Origin of the sequence: Arthrobacter ramosus (genome assembly GCF_039535095.1) — a bacterium.
GTDB classification, from domain to species: domain Bacteria; phylum Actinomycetota; class Actinomycetes; order Actinomycetales; family Micrococcaceae; genus Arthrobacter; species Arthrobacter ramosus.
The window spans coordinates 3,000,972-3,018,463 of the sequence record NZ_BAAAWN010000001.1 but is presented as its reverse complement, the minus strand read 5'-3'; the positions used below and the strand labels follow the sequence as shown (position 1 = coordinate 3,018,463).

Annotated in this window: 14 protein-coding genes; 9 read left to right on the top strand and 5 right to left on the bottom strand. The window is 64.4% G+C overall.

Annotation, left to right across the window (positions count from 1 at the left end; all coding sequences use genetic code 11):
- Window positions 1–146: 146 nt before the first annotated feature.
- A complete protein-coding gene (locus ABD742_RS13995) occupies window positions 147–1,667 on the bottom strand; it encodes a leucyl aminopeptidase (protein WP_234750026.1) in 1,521 nt (506 codons plus the stop codon).
- 318 nt (window positions 1,668–1,985) lie between these two features.
- On the opposite strand from ABD742_RS13995, the gene ABD742_RS13990 reads away from it, so the two are divergent.
- The 4 genes from ABD742_RS13990 (at window position 1,986) to ABD742_RS13975 (ending at window position 7,284) form a co-directional block, all read left to right on the top strand.
- Window positions 1,986–2,924, top strand: a complete 939-nt coding sequence (locus tag ABD742_RS13990) for a proteasome assembly chaperone family protein (protein ID WP_234750028.1) — start codon at window positions 1,986–1,988, stop codon at window positions 2,922–2,924.
- A gap of 35 nt (window positions 2,925–2,959) precedes the next feature.
- On the top strand, window positions 2,960–4,318 hold the full coding sequence (locus ABD742_RS13985) for an MFS transporter (RefSeq protein ID WP_234750030.1): 1,359 nt from the start codon (window positions 2,960–2,962) through the stop codon (window positions 4,316–4,318).
- A gap of 94 nt (window positions 4,319–4,412) precedes the next feature.
- Window positions 4,413–5,672 carry a DUF4192 domain-containing protein gene (locus ABD742_RS13980; protein ID WP_234750032.1) on the top strand — a complete coding sequence of 420 codons (1,260 nt, stop codon included), beginning with the start codon at window positions 4,413–4,415 and terminating at the stop codon, window positions 5,670–5,672.
- A 313-nt stretch (window positions 5,673–5,985) separates the two neighbouring features.
- Entirely contained in the window at window positions 5,986–7,284 is a 1,299-nt protein-coding gene (locus ABD742_RS13975) for an RNA polymerase sigma factor (RefSeq protein ID WP_234750034.1), read from the top strand.
- A 79-nt stretch (window positions 7,285–7,363) separates the two neighbouring features.
- Here ABD742_RS13975 and ABD742_RS13970 read toward each other — a convergent pair whose 3' ends face one another.
- Window positions 7,364–8,776 carry an aminotransferase-like domain-containing protein gene (locus ABD742_RS13970; RefSeq protein WP_234750036.1) on the bottom strand — a complete coding sequence of 471 codons (1,413 nt, stop codon included), beginning with the start codon at window positions 8,774–8,776 and terminating at the stop codon, window positions 7,364–7,366.
- On the opposite strand from ABD742_RS13970, the gene ABD742_RS13965 reads away from it, so the two are divergent.
- Together ABD742_RS13965 and ABD742_RS13960 are read left to right on the top strand one after the other, a co-directional pair.
- A complete protein-coding gene (locus ABD742_RS13965; RefSeq protein WP_234750038.1) occupies window positions 8,775–9,716 on the top strand; it encodes a DMT family transporter in 942 nt (313 codons plus the stop codon). The genes ABD742_RS13970 and ABD742_RS13965 overlap by 2 nt on opposite strands.
- Before the next feature lie 50 nt (window positions 9,717–9,766).
- Entirely contained in the window at window positions 9,767–10,393 is a 627-nt protein-coding gene (locus tag ABD742_RS13960) for an FMN-binding negative transcriptional regulator (RefSeq protein WP_234750040.1), read from the top strand.
- Window positions 10,394–10,490: 97 nt separating this feature from the next.
- Here the strand turns inward: ABD742_RS13960 and ABD742_RS13955 are convergent, their stop codons facing one another.
- The gene (locus ABD742_RS13955) at window positions 10,491–10,712 is read right to left on the bottom strand and encodes a DUF7455 domain-containing protein (protein ID WP_234750042.1); all 222 of its coding nucleotides are present in this window, start codon (window positions 10,710–10,712) and stop codon (window positions 10,491–10,493) included.
- A 222-nt stretch (window positions 10,713–10,934) separates the two neighbouring features.
- On the opposite strand from ABD742_RS13955, the gene ABD742_RS13950 reads away from it, so the two are divergent.
- Window positions 10,935–13,043 carry a DNA gyrase/topoisomerase IV subunit B gene (locus tag ABD742_RS13950; RefSeq protein WP_234750052.1) on the top strand — a complete coding sequence of 703 codons (2,109 nt, stop codon included), beginning with the start codon at window positions 10,935–10,937 and terminating at the stop codon, window positions 13,041–13,043.
- Window positions 13,044–13,100: 57 nt separating this feature from the next.
- Here ABD742_RS13950 and ABD742_RS13945 read toward each other — a convergent pair whose 3' ends face one another.
- Window positions 13,101–14,093 carry a M56 family metallopeptidase gene (locus ABD742_RS13945; protein ID WP_234750061.1) on the bottom strand — a complete coding sequence of 331 codons (993 nt, stop codon included), beginning with the start codon at window positions 14,091–14,093 and terminating at the stop codon, window positions 13,101–13,103.
- A 6-nt stretch (window positions 14,094–14,099) separates the two neighbouring features.
- A complete protein-coding gene (locus tag ABD742_RS13940; protein ID WP_078105520.1) occupies window positions 14,100–14,486 on the bottom strand; it encodes a BlaI/MecI/CopY family transcriptional regulator in 387 nt (128 codons plus the stop codon).
- A gap of 273 nt (window positions 14,487–14,759) precedes the next feature.
- Between ABD742_RS13940 and ABD742_RS13935 the strand changes: the two genes are divergently transcribed.
- Window positions 14,760–16,373, top strand: a complete 1,614-nt coding sequence (locus ABD742_RS13935) for a cytochrome ubiquinol oxidase subunit I (protein WP_234750063.1) — start codon at window positions 14,760–14,762, stop codon at window positions 16,371–16,373.
- 20 nt (window positions 16,374–16,393) lie between these two features.
- Entirely contained in the window at window positions 16,394–17,491 is a 1,098-nt protein-coding gene (gene cydB, locus ABD742_RS13930) for a cytochrome d ubiquinol oxidase subunit II (RefSeq protein ID WP_234750065.1), read from the top strand.
- Window position 17,492: the final 1 nt, after the last annotated feature.

Genomic DNA, 17,492 nt, shown 5'->3' with positions numbered 1-17,492 from the left:
TTCTCTTGCATTTGTGACTACCGTGGTTCACCTTAGCGAACCACTTATCCATGCTCCACCCTGCCGAGGCTTTTGTGGGGCGCTTGTGGCCAGACTCACGTCGGGCCGTGGGGCCGGTCAAAAACCGGCCCCACTTGGTGACCGGCTTAGGCCGTGGCCAGCACGTCTTCGACGTAGGCGAGCAGCGTCCTGACGGTGCAGCCGGTGCCTTGCTTGGGCGTGTAGCCGTAGGGGCTGCCGTTGTTGAAGGACGGGCCGGCGATGTCGACGTGGGCCCAGGGGATCTGCTTGCCCTCGGCGTCGTTGCCGACGAACTCGCGCAGGAACACGGCCGCGGTCATCATTCCGCCGTGGCGTTCGCCGATGTTGGCGATGTCCGCCACCTGCGAGTCGAGGCTGGCCCGCAGTTCTTCCGGCAGCGGCATCGGCCAGACAAGTTCGCCCGCGCGGTCCGCCGCGGACTTGAGGGCGCCCGTGACGGCGTCGGAACCCATGAGACCGGCGGTGCGGTTGCCGAGGGCGATCAGCTGGGCACCCGTCAGTGTCGCGACGTCGATGATGACGTCCGGCTGCTCGAGGCTGGCCGCGACGATTCCGTCCGCCATGACCAGGCGTCCCTCGGCGTCGGTGTTGAGGACCTCGACCGTCTTGCCGCCGTACACGGTGAGGACGTCAGCCGGGCGCTGTGCAGCGCCGGAGGGCATGTTCTCGGCGATGCAGAGCCACGCGGTCACCTTGACGGGCAACCCGAGCCCCGCGACGGCCAGGACGGCATTAAGTACGACGGCGGCGCCCGCCATGTCGCTCTTCATGTCGCCCATGCCGAGGGCCGGCTTGATGGAAATGCCGCCTGTGTCAAAAGTGATGCCTTTGCCGACAAGCGCGATCTTCTTGGTGGCCTTCGCCGGAGCGTACTCCACCTTGACGAGGCGCGGCTGGCGGGTTGAACCCTTTCCGACGCCCAGGATTCCGCCGAAACCGTCCTTTTCGAGGCGCTTTTCGTCCCACACGGTGACCTTGACGGGCAGTCCCTTGGAGAGTTCCTTGGCTGCTTCGGCAAAGGACTCCGGGTAAAGGTGGCTCGGAGGCTGGTTGACCAGGGTGCGGGTGGCGTTGACCGCGCGTCCCACGAGCAATGCCCGATCGAGCGCGGGCTGGACGTCCTTGCCGTCAAACGCCGTGTGGATCAGGACCTTGCCGACCGGATCCTTGAGGCCGTCCTTGCTGGAGCGGTGCTCTGTATAGGAATAGGAACCCAGCACGGCGCCTTCGGCGACGGCCGCGACGTCGGCGAGGGACGCCGTCGGGAGGGCCAGGGTCACGGAGGACAGACCGGCCAGTTGGCGGACGGCGGATCCCGCAGCCCGGCGCAGGGTTTCCTCGGCGAGGAGGGCGTCGTCGGCGACCTTGCCGACACCTGCCAGGACGAGGACGCCCGAACCGGTCTCCGGAAGACCCGGCAGACGGTGTACCTGATCGGCTGCTCCCGTGATGCCGAGCAGGCTCAATGAAGCCGCGAGGGTTTCCGCGGCCTTCGCCCCCAGCGGGTTCCCGAGCAGTACCGGCCCGTCTTCCCCCTGACCGACGGCTATCACGAGTGCGTCGCTGGGCGCCTTCTTCAGGTCCTTGGCGATAGTGCCAAGGGTGATGTCTGTAGTCTTCACCACGAGGATTTGTCCTCATCTCTCTCTGCATGGCTTGGCCGGGCTGCATGTTAGGCGCCCGGCCCTGGTACCCCTCGGTTGTCCGCTTGTGACAACGTCGGTAGTTGCTTGGGTCCGCACACGGCGGCACGTCTCGATCGTAGTCTGTCTGTTGCGCGGGAAAGCAATCAAATGAGAGTTGCGGCACATTGGCCGACAGGAATGCGCGACCGGTCCGGGGCGTTGTACCAATACATGGAGCGTGGCCGGCCGCCGAGGCGTCTGCTGCGGTGTGCAGCCGCCTGCTCCTCCAAGAACTTGAAACTGCGAAAGGAACATGCCGTGTTTGAACGGATTTCCGGCTCACTCCTTGACCCTGAGTCGCTCTACGCGAGCAACATCGAGCTCTTCCACAGCCCGGATATCAGGGGCCTCAATATGCTGATGGGCTTCACCGGATTCGCTGATGCCGGACACGTGGTCCAGCAGATCAACCGGGAACTGCTGGATAAGCTCGAAGTCGAAACCGTGGCTGTGTTCGACGCTGACCAGCTCATCGACTACCGCGCGCGCCGTCCGCACATCAGCTTTGTCGAAGACCATCTGGAGGACTACAAAGCCCCCCAACTGGCGCTTTACAAGCTGAACGACGGCTTGGGCGAGCCGTTCCTCCTGCTTGCCGGTTTTGAACCGGACCTGCAGTGGGAGCGTTTCGCGCGGGCCGTCGTCGGGATCGTGGAAAAACTGGACGTCAACCTGGTGACTTGGATCCACTCTATTCCCATGCCTGTTCCGCACACCCGGCCGGTTGGCGTGACGGTGCACGGAAACCGCCCGGAACTCATCGAGGGCATTTCCACATGGAGGCCGACTGTCGAGGTTCCTTCGGCCATCGGCCACATCCTGGAATTGCGGTTGACCGAAGCCGCGCGGAAAGTGGCTGGGTACGTCATCCACGTTCCGCATTACCTCGCTGATGCCGAGTACCCGCCGGCAGCGGTGGCGGGACTGGAATACCTGGGGGCTGCCACGTCCCTGATGCTGCCGACGGACCGCCTTCGCGAGGCCGGCAGGGAAGTGGGCAGGCAGATCGCCGAACAAGTGGAAGCATCCGAGGACGTCCAGCAGGTGGTTTCAAAGCTGGAGTCCCGCTATGACGACAAGGCCGAGGGAACGGTCCGCCGTTCCCTGCTCGCCGACGAGAACGACGAACTGCCCAACGCCGAGGACCTGGGGGCGGCGGTTGAGGCGTATCTCGCACGTAAAGATGCGCGCCCATAAAGCAGCTTTAATACAGCCCCGGGCATAATGGAAGGGTGAACGCACCCCGCGCCTGGCTCATTTGGACGATAGGGGTGCTCGCCTACCTTGTGGCAGTCGCCCAGCGCACATCCTTCGGTGTGTCCGGACTGGAGGCTACCGAACGGTTCCATGCCAGCGCGGCGGCGATTTCGTTCTTCACGGTGCTTCAACTGCTGGTTTACGCCGGCCTCCAGATACCGGTCGGGCTCCTGGTTGACCGCTTCGGCTCGCGCGCCATGATTGCCAGCGGAGCCGTGCTCATGGGTCTCGGCCAACTCCAGCTGGCTTATGCCGACGCTGTTCCGGCAGGCGTGCTCGGCCGGGTCCTCGTCGGCGCCGGTGACGCCATGACTTTCGTCTCCGTGATCCGCCTCGTGCCGATCTGGTTCGCGCCGGCAAGGGTTCCTCTCGTCACCCAGCTGACGGGCATGTCGGGCCAGCTAGGCCAGCTCATCAGTGTGGTGCCGTTCGCGCTGGTCCTTCATTCGGCGGGCTGGAATACGGCCTTCCTGGCGTTGAGCTCGTTGTCCGCACTCGCCGTCGTCCTTGTCCTCGCCTTGCTCAGGGACGTTCCGCCGGGTCACCCGCCCCGGGAGAGCGCCCAAGGGCTACGCGCCACGGGTGTGACCCTGGCCCGTGCCTGGCGGCAGCCCGGGACGCGCTTGGGACTCTGGTGCCACTTCACTGTCCAGTTCAGCGGTAACGTCTTCGCCATGTCCTGGGGCTACCCGTTCCTGGTATCGGCGCAGGGCCTGAACCCGGCCACAGTGTCCGCCTTGATGGGACTCTTCGTAGTCACCAGCATTCTCGTGGGGCCGCTGTTTGGAACCTTCGTGGCCCGGCACCCGATGCGGCGCTCGGCCATGGTCCTCCTGATCACGGCGGCTACCGCACTTGCCTGGGCTGCGGTCCTGCTGTTGCCGAGCAGGGCGCCCCTATGGCTGCTTGCCTTGCTGGTGGTCGCCCTGGCCATCGGCGGTCCCGGGTCCATGATCGGCTTCGATTTTGCCCGGACATTCAATCCTTCCCACAGGATCGGCACCGCCACAGGCATCGTCAACGTGGGCGGCTTCGTTGCGGCGCTCCTGACGATCTACTTGGTGGGGCTCATCCTCGATCTTCTCCACACCGGCGGTTTCTCGGGCGGGGAACTGTACGGGCTGCCGTCCTTCCGCATCGCATTGAGCGTGCAGTTCCTGTTCCTGCTTGTGGGTACGGTCTTGATCCTCATGACCCGTCGCAAAGTGCGCCGCCAGATGGCCGCCCAGGGCGTACACGTCCCGCCGCTCCTCGTGTCGTTGGCGAACCAGCGCCGGCGCCGCGTGGAATTGCGCCGGGAACGGCTCGCGAAGCAGCGGAGCTCCACGCCGTAGCCTCGGTGTTCCTCCACAGGCGCTGACGGACACCTTTGTCCACATAGGGCAATTGAGGCCTGCAGCCACCCATTATTTTGCCGATGCTGGATTCATGACAGCAGACAACCGTGTGACCATCTCCCGGCCCGAGGACATCCTCGGCTTCATTCCGCATGCCTTGGGACTCTGGCCGAAGGAGAGCCTCGTTGCGATCACGCTGCGCGGGCAGACACTCGGCGCCACCCTCCGCGTGGACCTTCCACCCGGGAGATCCGAACGCGTGCTTGCCGCGTACTCACGGAGGATCGGTGAGTATCTGGAGGCGGACCATGACGCCGACGGCGTGCTTTTGGCATTCTTCAGCGACGACGGTTGGGACGATGGGGGCGTTGTGCCACACGAGCTGCGCCTGCTGGAAGCCCTGGAACCCGTCCTGGCCCACCGTGGTTTGGCGCTGCGGGATGCCTGGTTCATTGGTTCCGACTACTGGCGAAGCGCATTCTGCACCGATCTCGAGTGCTGTCCTCGTCCCGGCCGTCCCGTGGACCAGATCCTGGACAGCCGGCTCAACGCGGAAATGGTATTCAGGGGGAGCAACGTCAGGGAATCGCCCGGGTTGGTGGACCCGGCGGACCAGCCTGTCCTTGATCCGGAGTTCATGAGTGCGGAAGGCGCCATGCTTGAAGAGTTGCTCGGGCGGTGGCGGAGCCGGAAGGCATTCGAAGAAATGCTCGATGTGTGGACGAAGGTCCTCGATTCCAGCAGTCCAGAGGAATTCGACGGCGAGGCCGCGGCGTTCCTGCGGGCGAGCCTGAGGGTTCCTGCGTGGCGCGACGCCGTGGTGGTCCTGGCGGCTGCAGGGAAAGACGTCGCCTGCGGCGGCGCAGAGGCCTTCGGCTTCTTTGGCCATGAGGACGATGAAGAGGATGCCTTGGTCATTCCGCCCGGGCTCCGTTCCCTGGCGCCAGCAGCCGCCAGGCCGCCAGGAGGGAAGGGGTCCGCCGGTAGCAAGGAAGCACCGCGGACTTCGGCCACGGACGTCAGTGTCCTGCGCTATGGAGACGTGCTGCTGGGCCTCTACCCGGAGAACCCCGACTGGAACCGGTTGACGAGCCTGGATCAGGTTCTGGCGAAGCTCTCCCGGCACGGTGGTGGGGAGGCGCGGGCTGCAACGCTCACGATCCGGGGGTGGATCCAGTGGTGCCGGGGGAGCGGTTCATTCGCCCACGAGCTTCTTTCGCAGGCTGACGCTGAACAACAGGGCTATCGGCTTGCGGAATTACTCGCCGAGGTGGTGAGGCGCGGAACGGTGTGCGGTTGGGCCAAAAGCAAGTCGTCCGCGTGGCGGAAGTTCGGTGGGGCGGCGGCATGACCCCAGGCCCTGGGGCGACTCCATGAGCGCGTCATTGAGGGAAATCCGTGCGGCACGTAATTGTCTGCACGGTAGCGGATATCGACCCCCGGAATCCAAAACCGTGAGACAATGGTTGCCGAGACCCGGTTGGGTCCGTGTTTCAAGTGCCGTAAACGTCCCCTGAACTCAGGGAACATTAAGGCGCCGTCGGGAGTTTTACCTAAAGACTCTGCAGTCGGCGATGGCACTTGATGTTGATCACGGACTTGACAGGGTCATAGTGGTGTTGCCCCCATGGTGATTCCACAGACCGCCGCTAGAAAGGTTTTCTGTGACCCCGTCTTCCGCCGAGAAGGAACCCGCCGCCCTGGCCGAACTGTCCGCCGAAGAAAAGAAGGCGGCTACAGTTGCGAAGCGTGCGGCAACGCGTGCTGCCAATGCTTCGACTGCAGGTGCAGAGAAGCCGGCACCCAAGAAGCGCGGGCCCAAGCCCGGCGCCAAGGCCGCTGCCGAAGCAGCCAACAAGTCCGCCGGCACCGACGAGGACTCCGAAGAAGAAGCCGAGGATTTTGACGCCGTGGTTCCCGACGAAGCAGAGCTCACGGAGGACGTCGAAGAAGGCGAAGAGGGCAAGAAGCCTGCCACGACCGGTTCCGGCTTTGTTTACTCGGATGCCGACGACGACGATGCGCCTGTCCAGCAGGTCATGTCAGCCGGCGCCACGGCCGACCCCGTCAAGGACTATCTGAAGCAGATCGGCAAGGTTGCCCTGCTGAATGCAGAGCAGGAAGTCGATCTTGCACTCCGCATTGAAGCCGGCCTCTTCGCCGAAGAGAAGATCAACGCCGACGACGGCTCCATGGACCCGAAGCTCAAGCGTGAGCTCGAGTTCATCATCCACGACGGCAAGAGGGCCAAGAACCACCTCCTCGAGGCCAACCTGCGCCTCGTGGTCTCCCTGGCCAAGCGCTACACCGGCCGCGGCATGCTGTTCCTGGACCTCATCCAGGAAGGAAACCTGGGCCTGATCCGTGCAGTGGAGAAGTTCGACTACACGAAGGGCTTCAAGTTCTCCACCTACGCCACCTGGTGGATCCGCCAGGCCATCACCCGCGCCATGGCTGACCAGGCTCGAACCATCCGCATCCCGGTGCACATGGTGGAAGTCATCAACAAGCTGGCACGCGTCCAGCGCCAAATGCTGCAGGACCTTGGACGTGAACCTACGCCTGAGGAACTGGCCCTCGAACTGGACATGACTCCCGAGAAGGTCGTTGAAGTCCAGAAGTACGGCCGTGAGCCCATCTCGCTGCACACCCCGCTTGGCGAAGACGGCGATTCAGAATTCGGCGACCTCATCGAGGACTCCGAAGCCGTTGTGCCGGCGGACGCAGTGAGCTTCACCCTGCTCCAGGAGCAGTTGCATTCGGTGCTCGATACCCTGTCCGAGCGTGAAGCGGGCGTCGTCGCGATGCGTTTCGGCCTTACCGATGGCCAGCCGAAGACCTTAGACGAAATCGGCAAGGTCTATGGAGTCACCCGCGAACGCATTCGTCAGATCGAATCGAAGACGATGTCCAAGCTGCGCCACCCCTCGCGGTCGCAGGTTCTGCGCGACTACCTTGACTAAAGCAACGGACGCCTTGCCCTAACCGGCACAGCCCGTCAAGAAGTGGACCCCCGGATTCCCGGGGGTCCACTTCTTGCGTCTAGGGGCTGTTCCGTTCGAGTGCCTGGCCGAGGATGCGGGCGCCTTCCGGGAAGGCGGAGGGGTTGGGTCCTGCGTAGTTGAGCCGGATGAACGGTCCCGCCGGTTCGGCCGGGAACCATTCCGTGCCGACCGCGATCATCACCCCGGCACTCTCGCAGTCACGGGTCAACCTTTCGAGGTCCGTCCCGTCGGGCAGGCGTGCCCAAAGGTTCAGCCCTCCCTTGGGGATGAGGCTGAGATGGGCCTGGGGGGCGTGCTCGCGCAGGCTTGAGACAAGGAGGTCGCGGCGTGACTGGAGCTGATGGCGGAGGCTGCGCAGATGCGTCTGCCAAGCCGGCTGGGTGACGACATCGAGTGCCGCAGCCTGCAGCAACCCGCTGACATACATCGACTCGGCCGCGCGGTCCGCGAGGATACGTTCGCGGGCGGGGCCGCGCGCGATGACGGCGGCAACGCGGATGGCGGGTGAAACGCTTTTCGTGAGGGAGCGTAGATAGACCACGTGGCCGGAGTCGTCACGTGCGGCGAGGGGTACCGGCGTCGACGTGATACCGAAATCGTGGGCCCAGTCGTCCTCGACGAGGAACGCACCGTACTGTCGGACGACGTCCAGGACTTCTTCGCCCCGACGGGTGGACCATTGCGCTCCAGTGGGGTTGGCGTAGTTCGGTTGGGCGTAGAACAACCGTGCGCCCGTCTCCTCAAAGGCCCTGGCCAGTTCTTCGGGGTCCGGCCCATCGGCTCCGCTGGGCACCGGGACGATGCGGACTCCGGCTTGCGTGGCCGCCAGGATGGCTCCCCAGTAGCTCGGAGATTCCATGAGCAGCGGCTGCCCGTGGCCCACCAATGCAGTGAAGATGGAGCTGAGGCCGCCTTGGCTTCCAGGCAGCACAATGACGTCACTCGGTGTTGGCGGGGTGAGGCCGGCCGGCGTCGCGGTGCCGAGTTCGTGCGCGAACCAGGACTGCAACTCGGGAAGGCCGGGCGCCGGAGGCCGGGACAAAGCAGCGTCGCCGCGGGCCACGCGGGCGAGAGCGGCCCGCACAAGCCGCTCCGGCAGGAGTTCCCGGTCCGGGTATCCGGAGTGGAAGGCAATAGTAGCGTTCGAGGTGTCACGCATCGTGGTGGAGGCTGAGCGCGGAGGCGCCTGCGGTGCCCGCAGTGCTGCAGTTTGCCAGCCGTAATCCGAGGGGCGTGCTGTCCGGACGGCCCGCACGAAGGTGCCGACACCGGGCCGGCTCTCGATCAAGCCCTGGGCAGTGAGCGCTCGCAAGGCTTTCTGCACCGTCACAGGGCTGGCCTGGTACTCGGCAACCAGTGACCGGCTGGACGGCAGCCGGGATCCCGGCGCGGCCCCGGCGATCCATTCGCGTAGTCGCGCCACAATCCTCGAACTGCTATCGTTGTTCATGAGAGACAATAGTAGCGCTACTACGATAATTCGCCCAGTGATACCGTCCCGCTCGGCAACGGGCCTGTGGTGGGGCCTCCTTGGAGTAGCTGCGTTCTCGTTCACCGTTCCCCTCACCCGGATGGCGGTTGGTGGCCTGTCGCCCCTGTTCATCGGCTCCGGCCGTGCCGTCGTCGCGGCGATACTCGCGGCAATCGCCCTCTCGCTCACGAGGCAGCGCCTTCCTCGAGGCAGGCAATGGGCGCGCCTTGCCGTGGTTGCCGCCGGGATTGTTGTTGGTTTCCCCTTGCTCACCTCGTTCGCACTCACGACGGCGCCGGCCAGCCACGGTGCCGTCGTCATCGCCCTGTTGCCGGCAGCAACGGCAACAGCCGCAGTGCTCCGCGGACGCGAGCATCCGCCTGTCGCCTTCTGGCTGGTCACAGCCGTAGGCGCCGTTGCGGCCATCGCATTCGCATTCGCGCAGTCCGGTGGGTTCGGGCAACTTGACCGGGCGGATGTGCTGCTCCTCGGAGCTGTCATTGCTGCGGCAATCGGTTACGCAGAAGGCGGCCTGCTCGCCCGCGAACTCGGCGCATGGCAGACCGTATCGTGGGCGCTCATCCTGGCATTGCCGCTGATGGCAGGCCTGGCTGCGCTCTCCTTGGCCCAGCAGCCGCCGTCAGCCTCACCGGGCCAGTGGGCTGCTTTTGCATACCTCGGAGTCGTCAGCATGTTCTTTGGCTTCTTCGCCTGGTATCGGGGCCTCGCCATTGGACCCATGGCCAAGGTCAGCCAGGTACAACTCATCCAGCCCGTGCTGAGCATTTGCTGGGCAGGACTGCTGCTCGGCGAATCCCTGGGCTGGACCACGATTGTCGGTGGGCTGGCCGTCATCGTCTGCGCCGGCGTCGCCGTCCGGGTCCGGCTCAATCCGCAGCGCCCGGAACCGGGCCGCTGAAGACCAACAGAACACCAAGACTGCCGTCCCAAGACAGGAAGAACAGAACCATGTACATCCCAGCGCATTTCGCGGCCGGTCCCGACGTAATCCACGACCTCCTGACGCGGCCAAGTGCGGCGAATCTAGTCACCATGACGTCGCACGGCCTGCTGGCGACCTTCCTGCCGCTCATCTACGATCCATCGATCGGCGAACACGGCGCGCTCCACGGACACCTCGCCCGAACCAACTCCCAATGGTCGGAGCCGGCGATCGGAGAGTCACTCGTGATCATCCAGGGCGCGGACGCCTACATTTCGCCCTCCTGGTACGCATCGAAGGCAGAGCACGGGCGCGTCGTCCCGACGTGGAACTACTCCACCGCGCACGTCTACGGCAAGCTCGCTGTCCATGACGATGCCGCGTGGCTTGGGAACCATGTCAGGCAGCTGACCAAGCTCAACGAAGCCCGTTCCGAGCGGCCGTGGTCCGTGGACGACGCACCGGAGCGCTATGTTTCCGGCCAGTTGCGTGCGATCGTTGGCATCGAGTTGGTCATCACCCGTATCGAAGCAAAGGCCAAACTGAGCCAGAACCGGCCCGACAAGGACATTGACGGGGTCGTGGCCGGGCTTGATGCCCAAGGGCACAGGGAGATTGCTGCCGATGTAGCCCGGGCCAGGCAGGGAAGTTAACGCAGCGGCCCCCTCCGTCCGGAGGGGGCCGCTGTCTCTATGAAATGCTGTCTCTATGAAATTTTGTCAGCCGGGCCGCTGGGCCAGCCGTTGATGGCTAGTCGGCCAGGACGGGTTCCTTCTCCTGAAGGCGAGCCGTCTCGTCATGCCAGTCCGAGCTCATCGGCCGCAGCGTGGCCTCTACTGCACGTGCGTGGTGGCCGCAGAAGAGCAGCTCACCGCCGGAGGACTCGAGTACAACGCGGACATATGCCTGGGCCCCGCAACGGTCGCACCGGTCGAGTGCATTGAGTGTGCGGTCTGCAACTGCTGTTGTCATGTTCGGCCTCCTTAGTAGTTCTGTGTATCCATATAACCAGCATTCGAAGCAAAACCATGGCAAGGATGGGTCACGTTCGCTGTCCGCGTATCACATGTGCGTAACACCGGGAAGTGGCGTCCAGCACGATTGGGAGTGGCAGCTCTCGTCCGGGCTCCGGGGCGGCTAGCCTAGGAGAAGTGTTTTTTGCCTCTGTTATACCCCCGAAGGAGCGCCCCGCCCGTGGCACCGAGTTCTGAATACAACGCCCGGCACCTTTCCGTTTTGGAAGGCCTGGAGGCGGTCCGCAAACGTCCGGGTATGTACATCGGCTCCACCGACTCACGCGGCCTCATGCACTGCCTGTGGGAGATCATCGACAACTCTGTGGACGAAGCGCTGGCGGGCTTCGGGCATGACATCCAGATCATCCTGCACGCGGACAACTCGGTGGAAATCCACGACGACGGCCGCGGCATCCCCGTGGACCTGGAACCCAAGACCGGGCTCACCGGGGTCGAAGTCGTCTTCACCAAACTGCATGCGGGCGGAAAGTTCGGTGGCGGCTCCTACACGGCGTCCGGCGGTTTGCACGGCGTCGGCGCGTCCGTTGTGAACGCGCTTTCTGCCCGTCTTGACGTGCAGGTGGACCGCGGCGGCAAGACGTACCAGATGTCATTCCGCCGGGGCGAGCCCGGACGATTCAAGGACACCGGCTCGAAGCCGAGCCCGACGTCGGTCTTCGAACCGTTCGTCGAGAACTCGGTGCTCGACGTCGTGGGCAAAGCGAAGCGGGGTGTCACCGGTACCCGCATACGCTACTGGGCAGACCGGCAGATCTTCACCCCGGACGCGAAGTTCTCCCTCGAGGATCTTGCGGCGCGCGCCCGCCAAACGTCATTCCTGGTTCCGGGCCTCAAGCTCACGGTGCGCGACGAGCGCCGGCTCCCCGGTACCCCCGGAGAGAACGGGCCGCACCAAGAGGTCTTCCATCACGACGGCGGCATTTCCGAGTTCGTCGACTTCCTCGCCGCGGATTCGGGCGTCACTGATGTTTGGCGGCTCCACGGTGCGGGCAAGTTCAAGGAAACTGTTCCGGTCCTTGACGAAAACGGGCACAGCAAGATCGCCGAAGTGGAACGCGACTGTGAAGTGGACATCGCGCTGCGCTGGGGGATCGGCTACGAAACCAGCATGCGGAGCTTCGTCAACATCATCGCGACGCCCAAGGGCGGTACGCACCAGGCAGGTTTCGAGCAGGCACTCCTGAAGACCTTCCGCAAGGCCGTCGAAACGAACGCACGCAAGCTCAAAGCGGGCAACGACAAGATTGAGAAGGACGACATCCTGGCCGGCCTGACGGCGGTGCTGACGGTCCGCTTGGCAGAGCCGCAATTCGAGGGCCAGACCAAGGAAATCCTGGGCACTTCGGCCGTCAAGGCGATCGTTGCCAAGGTGGTCGAGGAAGAAATCACTGCGCGCCTGAACTCGGCGAACCGCAACGACAAGGCCCAGTCCGCACTGCTGCTCGAGAAGATCGTCAGCGAGATGAAGTCCCGCATCTCGGCCCGCGTCCACAAGGAAACGCAGCGCCGGAAGAATGCGCTGGAAACGTCGTCGATGCCCACCAAGCTGGCAGATTGCCGGACGGACGACGTCGGACGCTCCGAGCTGTTCATCGTGGAAGGTGACTCTGCGCTCGGCACCGCCAAGCTGGCGCGGTCCTCGGACTTCCAAGCGTTGTTGCCGATCCGTGGCAAGATCCTGAACGTGCAGAAGGCCTCGGTGGGGGACATGCTCTCCAACGCGGAGTGCGCAGCCCTTATTCAGGTAGTGGGTGCCGGTTCGGGCCGGAGCTTCGACATCGACGCCGCCCGGTACGGCAAGGTGATCCTGATGACCGATGCAGACGTCGACGGCGCGCACATCCGTACACTGCTGCTCACCTTGTTCTTCCGGTACATGCGTCCGATGATCGACGAGGGCCGGGTATACGCGGCAGTGCCGCCGCTTCACCGGGTGGAAGTCATCAACGCGGGCCAGAAGGCCAACGAGATGATCTACACGTACTCGGAAGCCGAACTGCACGTCCTGCTGGCCAGGCTCGCCAAGGAAGGCAAGCGCTACAAGGAACCGATCCAGCGCTACAAGGGCCTGGGTGAAATGGACGCCGAGCAGCTCGCCGAGACCACCATGGATCCGCGCCATCGCACCCTGCGCAAGGTGGGGATTGAGAACGCCAAGATGGCGGAGGACACCTTTGACCTGCTGATGGGATCGGACGTCGCCCCGCGCAAGGACTTCATTATTGCCGGCGCAGCGGACCTGGACCGGGAACGCATCGACGCCTGATCAAGTGTTGGTGCGGTCAGCGGGCCTATCGAGCCCGTCAGGCCTATCCAACCCCGCTCAGCCCAGCAAACCCGGCACAATCAGCAGGCCTGTCGGCACCGCGAGCAACATGGCCGATGCCGCGAGCACCAAAGCGCGCTGAGCTGCCGGAAGTGGCGGCTTGGGTGAGAGCAGCCGGCTGACGCGCGACGCCGTCGTACGCGGTGAGTCGGCACCGCCGGTCCCGCTCAAGGTGCTGTCTTCGGGGGAAGAGTCCCGCTCGCTTGTTCCGGAAGGGGCGAATTGCTCCACAGGACGGGCGGAGCCGCTGGCCACGATCGCGATCGCCTTGATGAGCGTTCCCTTGCTCTCGCTGCGCAGGGCCACATCGTCGGCCAGCATTTCGATCAGGGAGTTGACCGCAACCTGGGCGAGTCGCGTGGTGGGGAACCAGGGCAGTGCCTGGCGCCATGCCGCGAAGGCCCATAAGAGAAGGTCGTGGCGCTGGGAGAGATGGGCATTTTCGTGGATGAGGACGGCCCTCAACTCGGCCGGCTCCAGGGCGGCCATGAGGCCGTCGGACAGGACGGTCACTGACCTTGCGCCGCCCGGTAAGCAGTATGCAACGGGCGAGTCGTGGTTGATGACCACGGTGCCAGGGCCGTCGTTGGACGGTGAGGCCAGAAGTGCGAGGAGTTCGCGGTGCCTCCGCCGCTGCCGTTCGATCTTGACGTAGGTAAGCAGCAGGGTAAAGACGAGATGGGCGCTCAGCAGCGCCGCGGCGGACAAAGCGAACAAGTGCCAGAAGCCCAGTGCCGTGGTGGGCTCGTTGTGAAGCACCATGCCGGCCAAGGAGCGCAGACCCGCAATGAGGTTGTCTCCGATGGGCTCAAGCCCGTAGACGAGCATGGCCCCGATCATGGACAAGCCACCGGCTAGTGCGATGGCTTGCCAGAGGACCATGGCCATGAACGGCGCGCGTGACGGCCATTCGGCGCGCGAAAGGAGGACAGGGACCGGCCAGGCCAGCACCAAAGCAAGGACCGCCAGAAAATATGAGGTCCAGAACATGGGTGCTTAGTTTTTGCCGAGCAGCTTGCGCAGCGTGGCAGCTTCACTCTCGCTCACGGAACCGATGAACCGCGCCAGCACGGCTTCGCGGTCCGGGGCAGAGCCCAGGGCCTCATGCATGAGGTCCGCCGTGTGGTCTGCGCGGCTCGAAACAGCCTGGTAGCGGTGCGGGCGGGTGCCGCGTTCGCGCTCCACGAGGCCCTTCTTCTCAAGGCGGGATAAGACTGTCAGCACCGTGGTGACTGCGAGGTCCTTGCCCTGGTGTCCTGCAATGCCATCCGTGGCGGCAGAATCCTGCGCCAGCAGATCACGAAGTTTGTTGGCTGTCGCAGCCTCCTGGCCCGCCCAAAGGAGATCCATGACCGCCCGTTCCAGTTCGCCAAGACTTGCCATCAATGCATCCCTACTTTCCGCACTTCCCTGCCCGCCGCATGGGCCGGGGGAAGTGCGATGATCCAACATTCCACCATCAATCTACCGCTTTTCAGGCGGCGATTCTACGTGAGGTAGAACATGCGGCGCGCCGTGTCCTTGCGGCACTGTGACGCCACTGGAAGAGTGGTGAGCAGATCGCAGGGGTTTGTTCTACACTGTGTAGAAGAAGTCAGTTCTACGCAACGTAGAAAAAGGACGCCGCAAGCGGGCGTCGGGACAATAAGGACAGCCATGGACGCCTTGGAAATCGCACGCTGGCAATTTGGAATCACCACGGTCTACCACTTCATGATGGTGCCGCTGACCATCGGGCTGGGGCTTGTCGTGGCCGTCATCCAGACCCTCTGGTACCGTACGGGCAAAGTTGAATACCTGCGGATGACCAAGTTCTGGGGCAAGCTCTTCCTCATCAACTTCATCATGGGCGTGGCCACGGGTATCGTGCAGGAATTCCAATTCGGCATGGCCTGGAGCGAATACAGCCGATTCGTCGGCGACGTGTTCGGCGCGCCCCTGGCTTTGGAAGCGCTTCTGGCGTTCTTCGTGGAATCGACCTTCCTGGGGCTCTGGATCTTCGGCTGGAAGCAACTCAAGCGCGGCGTCCACCTCGCGTGCCTCTGGATCGCCGTGATCGGCTCGGTCTTCTCTGCCTACTTCATCATTGTTGCCAACTCCTGGATGCAGCACCCCGTCGGCGTCACGATGGTCAACGGGCGTCCCGTCATGACCGACGCCTGGGCAGTCTTCACCAACAACACCGCCATGGTGGCCGTACCCCACACGCTCTTCGGCGCGCTGGCCGTCGCCGGTGCGTTCCTTCTGGGCATCGCCTGGTACCACCTCTGGCGCCGCCGCCACGATGGCATTGACACCGTCGGAGCCGACGGCCGGGCCATCGCCGGCGAAGCCGACATCCCCGGGCGGGACAAGGCCGACTACAAGGTGTGGATCAACTCCCTGCGGATCGGCGCCGTCGTCGCCATGATCTCTTTCGCCGGCACCGCCTTCACGGGCGATTTGCAGGGCAAGCTGATGTTCGAACAACAGCCCATGAAGATGGCCGCCGCTGAGGCTGCCTGCCACGACGGCACCGGATTCTCCGTGCTGAGCGTCGGCAACCTCGGGTCCAAGAGCTGCAACGACATCGTGGCCGTGATCGAGGTCCCCGGCATCCTCTCCTTCCTGGCCAAGGGCGATTTCAACACGGAAGTGAAGGGCGTCAACAGCCTCCTCGACGAGTACAAGGCCAAGTACGGCACCCACTTGCCGAACAATCCCCTGTACGGCGATCGGGCAGGCCAGGAAATCCAGTACGTACCCGTCATGGAAGTGACCTACTGGGGCTTCCGTATGATGATCGGCTTCGGCGGGATCGCTGCCTTTGCCGCATTGCTTGCCCTATGGGTCACCCGCAAGGGCATGGTCCCGCAATCCCGCTGGATCATGCGCCTGGCAGTGTTCGGCATCCTGGCTCCCTTCGGCGCCAACGCCGCCGGCTGGATCTTCACCGAAATGGGCCGCCAACCGTTCGTCGTCGCGCCCAATCCTGATGCCAGCGGCGTGGACCAAGTGTTCATGTTCACGGCCGCGGCCGTCTCACCAGGCGTCTCCGCCGCCGAGCTCATCACCTCGCTTGTCGTGTTGGCCTCCATCTACGCGGTTCTGCTGGTGGTGGAAGTCCGCCTGCTGGTCAAATACGCCCGCGGCGGTGTGATGTCCGCGATGCCGGAGCTCGCCGAAGCCCGCCACGGCGAGAAAAAAGAAAAGAAGGACGACGACGGCGGAACCCCGGGCGCCCCGGGCCAGCCCGGCGACAGCGACGACGTCCTGGCATTCGCCTACTAGGAAGCAGAGGGATCTTTCGAATGGAACTGTTGCCTACCGTCTGGTTCGTGGCCATCGCCGTGCTGTGGACGGGATACCTCTTCCTGGAGGGCTTCGACCTCGGCGTCGGAATGCTCATGAAGCTCTTCGCCCGGAACAACACCGACCGCCGGGTGCTGCTCAACACGGTCGGCCCGGTGTGGGACGGGAACGAAGTGTGGCTGCTGACCGCGGCCGGTGCCACCTTCGCGGCCTTCCCGCTGTGGTACGCCTCGCTGTTTTCGGCGCTTTACCTGCCGCTCCTGATTGTCCTGGTGGCCCTGATCTTCCGGGCTGTGGCTTTCGAGTACCGGGGCAAAGTGGACAGCGCGCGCTGGCGGACCGTCTGGGACTGGGCGATTGCCTTGGGCTCGTTCACGGCCGCGTTCGGCATCGGCGCCGCGTTGGCGTTGACCACCACCGGACTGCCGATTGACTCGAATGGCGACCGCCAGGGCGGCCCCTTTGCCTGGTTCAGCGGATACGCCGTGCTGGGCGGTTTTGCCGTCGTCGCGTTCGCCCTGGTGCACGCCCTGGCGTTCCTGGCCCTGAAGACCGACGGCGAGGTGCGCCACCGTGCGCGCCGCTGGTTTGTGCGGCTCGCTCCTCTCGCATTGCTGCCGATGCTGGCATGGATGGTGTCCCTCCAGCTGCTCAGCGGCAAGCCGTTGACGTGGATTCTGGTGATCCTCGGAGTCCTGGCAGCCGCGGGAGCCTGGGTCCTTGCCCGCAAGGGAGCTGAGGGCAAGGCCTTCGGGGCCCTGGGTGCGTTCCTGGTGTGCGCCACCGCCTCCATCTTCGGTGCGGCGTTCCCCGTGGTCATTCCCTCAACCCTGAACCCCGCCTTCAACCTCACCATTTCCAACGCCTCCTCGTCCGCCTACACCCTGGGGTTGATGAGTATCGTGGCCGCCGTCGGGCTGCCCCTCGTGATCGCCTACCAGGCCTGGACCTACTGGGTGTTCCGCCGCCGCGTGAGCGCAGCACATATTCCCGCCGCACATGGCTTCCTGCCGGCCATCGCGGCCAAGGTCCTGGTCGGCCATGCGGCGCCGGGCGGACCAGCTGCCAGGCACGCACCCCACGACGCCGGCGAGTAGC

Coding starts and splice junctions, on each gene's coding strand:
- ABD742_RS13980 (WP_234750032.1), top strand. CDS start 4,413: ATGACAGCAGACAACCGTGTGACCATCTCCCGGCCCGAGGACATCCTC.
- ABD742_RS13965 (WP_234750038.1), top strand. CDS start 8,775: ATGAGAGACAATAGTAGCGCTACTACGATAATTCGCCCAGTGATACCG.
- ABD742_RS13970 (WP_234750036.1), bottom strand. CDS start 8,776: ATGAACAACGATAGCAGTTCGAGGATTGTGGCGCGACTACGCGAATGG.
- ABD742_RS13960 (WP_234750040.1), top strand. CDS start 9,767: ATGTACATCCCAGCGCATTTCGCGGCCGGTCCCGACGTAATCCACGAC.
- ABD742_RS13955 (WP_234750042.1), bottom strand. CDS start 10,712: ATGACAACAGCAGTTGCAGACCGCACACTCAATGCACTCGACCGGTGC.
- ABD742_RS13945 (WP_234750061.1), bottom strand. CDS start 14,093: ATGTTCTGGACCTCATATTTTCTGGCGGTCCTTGCTTTGGTGCTGGCC.
- ABD742_RS13940 (WP_078105520.1), bottom strand. CDS start 14,486: ATGGCAAGTCTTGGCGAACTGGAACGGGCGGTCATGGATCTCCTTTGG.
- ABD742_RS13935 (WP_234750063.1), top strand. CDS start 14,760: ATGGACGCCTTGGAAATCGCACGCTGGCAATTTGGAATCACCACGGTC.
- cydB (WP_234750065.1), top strand. CDS start 16,394: ATGGAACTGTTGCCTACCGTCTGGTTCGTGGCCATCGCCGTGCTGTGG.